Source organism: Micromonospora sp. DT228, from assembly GCF_049841595.1.
GTDB lineage: Bacteria > Actinomycetota > Actinomycetes > Mycobacteriales > Micromonosporaceae > Micromonospora.
Genome location: NZ_JBNCKO010000045.1, coordinates 1 through 4,427, shown reverse-complemented (window position 1 = coordinate 4,427; position 4,427 = coordinate 1). Strand labels below are relative to the sequence as shown.

Genomic DNA, 4,427 nt, shown 5'->3' with positions numbered 1-4,427 from the left:
CACAGACGATCATGCGGTGGCCGTCCTCATTCCTGCGGGACCCGAGGTCACCTCACGAACGGCGGCTGCCGTACTAGCCGCCGGTGCCCGCGTCGTGCTGTTGTGCCACCCCCACAATCCGACCGGCCGGGTGCATGAAAGCGGCGAGCTGCAGGCCCTTGCGGAAGCGGCGGCCCGCTACGGCGCCACCGTGCTCTCAGATGAGATCCATGGGCCATTGACCCATCAGGGGCATCGCTTTCACCCCTACTTGAGCTGTGGGGACGCGGCCCTCGCGACCGGGATCGCGTTCACCAGCGCGTCCAAGGCGTGGAACCTTGCCGGTCTCAAATGTGCCCTTATCGTTGCCCCGGACCCACGCCATAGTCAGGTGATCGACCGGCTTCCTCATGAGCTGCCGTGGGGCGTCGGGCACCTGGGGATGCTCGCGGCGACCGTGGCCTTCGAGCATGGCGAGATCTGGCTCGACCAACTTGTTGACGCCCTGGCTGCCAACGCCGTCCTGCTGCGCGACCAGCTAGCTCAACAACTACCCGAAGTGACCTTCCCGATGCCGCAGGCCAGCTACCTCGCCTGGCTGAACTGCTCCCCACTGCGCCTGGGCTCCGACCCCGCGCAAGCCTTTCTGCAACACGGCCGGGTCGCGCTCAGCTCCGGCCATGACTTTGGCGCACCCGGCTCCGGCCATGCGCGATTCAACTTCGCTTGCTCGCCAGATCTGATACGTGAGGCAGTTTCCCGCATGGCGCACACCGCCCTGCTCCGTCGGTAAGGGTTTCTCAAATGGACGGCCTGGCGTTAACCGATGCGCGGTCAACGCCCGCTTCTGCCTCTCCGGGAGGGCTGGCGTTGGACCCACGGCTGGTAGGTCTCCAGCGGGAGCGCAAGGCATTCGTCTCGAATGGCATCCCACCGTGCCCGAAGGTCGGCCAGAAAGGGGAACTGCCGCTGGTCCACGAACATGGGCACCATGATGTACCAACGTCGGGTGCTGTGGGCTACGACGCCGCCCCGTGGGGCAAGATCAGGGTGGACCCATGTTCGTACCTCCACCTGCAGGCGCACGCTCACGCCGTTGACAAGGAGCGGCGATCGTGGGCGTGCATCCCATTCGACCGATGCGGCCGCGGGAGCCAGCGCTGGCGCCGGCGGCACCGCCACGGTAGCTTCCGATCGATCGGCGGTCAGCGGCCCGGTGCGAGCTCGGTTTAGGGGGAGCAGGTCGGGAGCGGCGGAATGCCCTGAATGGCCTCGCGTCGCCGCAGCCGAAATGCGGGGGTGCGCAGAGCGCCAGTAGCGCACACTCGTGACCATGATGGCATCGGTCCGTAGCGTCGCCGATCTGGCCGCTGCGCAGGCGCAGGGTCATCGGGTCAAGTTCCTGTTCTTCTGGGGGCACCAGCCCGAGCGGGACGGGGGTGTCGGCGCGGGCTGCTTGAGCCAGTGGTGGCCGGCGGCGTTCACCGCCGACGACCTACGGTTCGCCACTGCGGAGCACTACATGATGTGGCGCAAGGCCAGGTTGTTCGGCGACCGTGTGATGGCCGAAGAGATTCTTGCCGCGCCGCACCCTCACGCCGCCAAGACGCTGGGAGGACGTGTCGCAGGTTTTGATCAGCAGACCTGGGGCGAACACCGCTGCGCGATCGTGGTGGCCGGGAACCTCGCCAAGTTCGACCAGCATCCCGCGCTACGGGCATTCCTGCTGGACACGGGGCAGCGGGTTCTCGTGGAGGCCAGCCCAGTCGACCGGATCTGGGGTATCGGCCTGAACCGCGACGATCCCACTGCTGCCGACCCCGGCTCTTGGCGAGGCCTCAACCTGCTCGGATTCGCGCTCATGCAGGTGCGCGAGGTGCTCCGGGAACGACCCTCTCACGCTCCGGATCGGGCGTGACGCGCGGCGTCGTCAACGGCCCTTGATCTTCCTCGTGTGGACGGACCGCTGATCCCGTTCGAGGCCCGGCCGGAGCAGACTGGGTGCAGATTGGCGAAGAGGTCACCGTGCCCGAAGTGCTCACCGGCGCCGGGATCGCGGAAGCGGTGTGAGACCGCGACTTCGCAGCGACCGGCCGGGACCCGGTCAGGCCGGGGGCCGGGTAGTCTACTCACTGTGACCAATGCCCGCCGGGGTCTGCTGCTGATCGGTCTCCTCGGGATAGCAGGCATCTTCGCCGCCGGGTATGTCAGGTTGGTTGAGCATCCTGAGCATGTCGGACCCATCCAGACCCTCGCGGCGCTGCTGGCGGGAGCCGTGCCGGCCATTCCCGTGCTGTGGCGCAGGTTCGTGCGCCGGTCGGACCCTGTGCCGGAGTTGATCGATCGCGCCGTCGACCGGTTGGCCGATCAAATCCGTGAGAGAGTCGAGTCTGATCTGGAACAGCGGGGGTTGCGTGTCCTGCCACCCATACCGCTTCGCTGGCAGTGGTCCGAGCGCAGCCTCGGCGCATCACGGGACGCAGCCGTCGATCCGACGTGGACGGAGCATCGCGCGGATCCGCTGCCGGGGATGAGCGCAATCGGTCTGGGTGAGGTTGACAGCGGAACTTTGGCGGATCTAATCCAGGTCTATGGCGGTGTGGCGTCCGGGCGGGTGGTGTTGCTCGGCGACGCCGGGGCGGGCAAGACCAGCGCCGCGCTGCAGCTGGTGCTCAGCGCGCTGAACCACCGCCGCTCGCTCGATCCCGTCGACCAGGCCCGCACGCCCGTGCCGGTGATGCTGCGGCTCCACGACTGGAATCCGGGCCAGCTAGATTTCCTTTCCTGGGCCACGTCCCAGCTGCTGCACACCTACTCCTTCCTGCGATCAACGGAATTCGGGCCGGGCGTCGTCCGCGGGATGCTGGCCGCTGGCCGCGTCTCCTTCGTCCTCGACAGCCTCGATGCGGTACCGCCGCGGTTGCGCCCAGCGGTCCTGCAGAAGCTGAACGCGCTGACAGCGCAGCGCGTGGTGCTACTCAGCCGCGGCGACGAGATGGGCGACGCCGCTGCTCGGCGGGGGCTGTTGATCGGAGCGGCAACCCTTGAGCTCATGCCTCCCACAGCGGCGCAGGCCGCCGATTATCTGGAGGGCTTCCCCGGCACGCCGACACCCACCTGGCGGCGCCTGCTTCGGCGCCTGCGCGGCGGATCGCGCGACGGCCTCATCAAGGCACTGGAGAACCCCTTGATGCTCAGCCTGGTTCGCGACCTGCAGGGGCGCGAGGACCGACTCGGCGAGCTGCTCGATCCACGCCGTCGGCGTAGCCGCAAAGCGGCCGAGGAGTACCTGCTCGATACCATTCTGCTCAACGCCTACGGCCAGCATCCCGACACCGACGGCCCACTGCCGCGTTACACGGTCGACCAGGCACGCCGTTGGCTCGGCCGGCTCGCCTGGCGGCTCGACGAGACCGACGATCGCGACGTGGCCTGGTGGCGCATTTCCCGATGGCTACCCTCCTTCGTTCAGCTCGCCATGACGTTCACCGTCTCAGGGGTGATCGGCACCATCGTCTCGGGGTTGCTCCTCGTGACCGGCGATGAAGCCACCACCCCCATCGCGTCGGGCATCGTCTTCGGGCTCCTCATTGGCATGCCTGTTGGGCTACTCACGCATCAGGGCGGCGACCTGATGTTCGGTAGCACCTCGGACGAGCCTCGCGCGTGGGCCTTCAACCGGCTGCGCTCGGTGGCCGCCCCGAGTGCCGTCCTGGGGTGGTTGGTGCTGGCCGGTGCGGAGTTCGCGCTCATACGGCTGCGGATCACCTACTTTCCCGAGCCCGGAGAAGACGCGCCCAGTCCGATCCACACGCTCGTGGTTAGCGTGGCCTTCACCCTGACACTGATGCTTGTCTATGCCGGAGCTCGGCCTACCAGCACCGACCAGAACACCGCAGATCCGTGGACCTGTTGGAAACGTGATCTCGGCTGCGGCTTGCTGATCGGTGCGGTGCTCGGACTGGGCGGCATCCTCGTCCTCTCCGCCGGAGTGCCCTCGGCGCGCGGAATCGCCTTCAATCTGGCGTTCGGCCTGGGATTCGGTGTCACGGTGTCTCGGGTATGGCGGGCGCTCCTCGTCTTCGTCTGGCTGCGCGTCCAGGGCGATGGTCCGCTGCGGATGATGCACTTCCTCGAAGACGCCAGGGCCAGACATGTCCTGCGCGCCGTCGGCCCGCAATACCAGTTCCGGCACGCACGCCTGCAAGACCGCCTCGCCATGCAAGCCGCCCCCGAATAGCGATCTACAGCCCGGCGTGAAGGGTTCGCGCTGCGGACTACCGCCAGGCCGAGCGGACCGGTCCGGCAAGAAAGGTCGAAGTGGTCAGGCGTGCTTCTCCCGAGGATGGCCGGCGCCGGCCGGTGCCACGGGTCGCCTAGGGGCTGTGTCGAAGTCGGCTGCAGGTGCCCGAGGGTGAGGAAGTTTCGGCGTGGCGGTGATCGATAAG

General features: G+C 67.6%; 3 protein-coding genes. All 3 read left to right on the top strand.

The window, feature by feature from the left end; all coding sequences use genetic code 11:
• On the top strand, nucleotides 1–772 hold a 772-nt coding region (locus ACLQ29_RS35310; RefSeq protein ID WP_425775691.1), incomplete at its 5' end, for an aminotransferase class I/II-fold pyridoxal phosphate-dependent enzyme.
• Nucleotides 773–1,312: 540 nt separating this feature from the next.
• Nucleotides 1,313–1,897 carry an NADAR family protein gene (locus ACLQ29_RS35305; protein WP_425775690.1) on the top strand — a complete coding sequence of 195 codons (585 nt, stop codon included), beginning with the start codon at nucleotides 1,313–1,315 and terminating at the stop codon, nucleotides 1,895–1,897.
• 216 nt (nucleotides 1,898–2,113) lie between these two features.
• Complete coding sequence (locus tag ACLQ29_RS35300) at nucleotides 2,114–4,219, top strand: NACHT domain-containing protein (protein WP_425775689.1); 2,106 nt, start codon at nucleotides 2,114–2,116, stop codon at nucleotides 4,217–4,219.
• Nucleotides 4,220–4,427 lie beyond the last annotated feature (208 nt).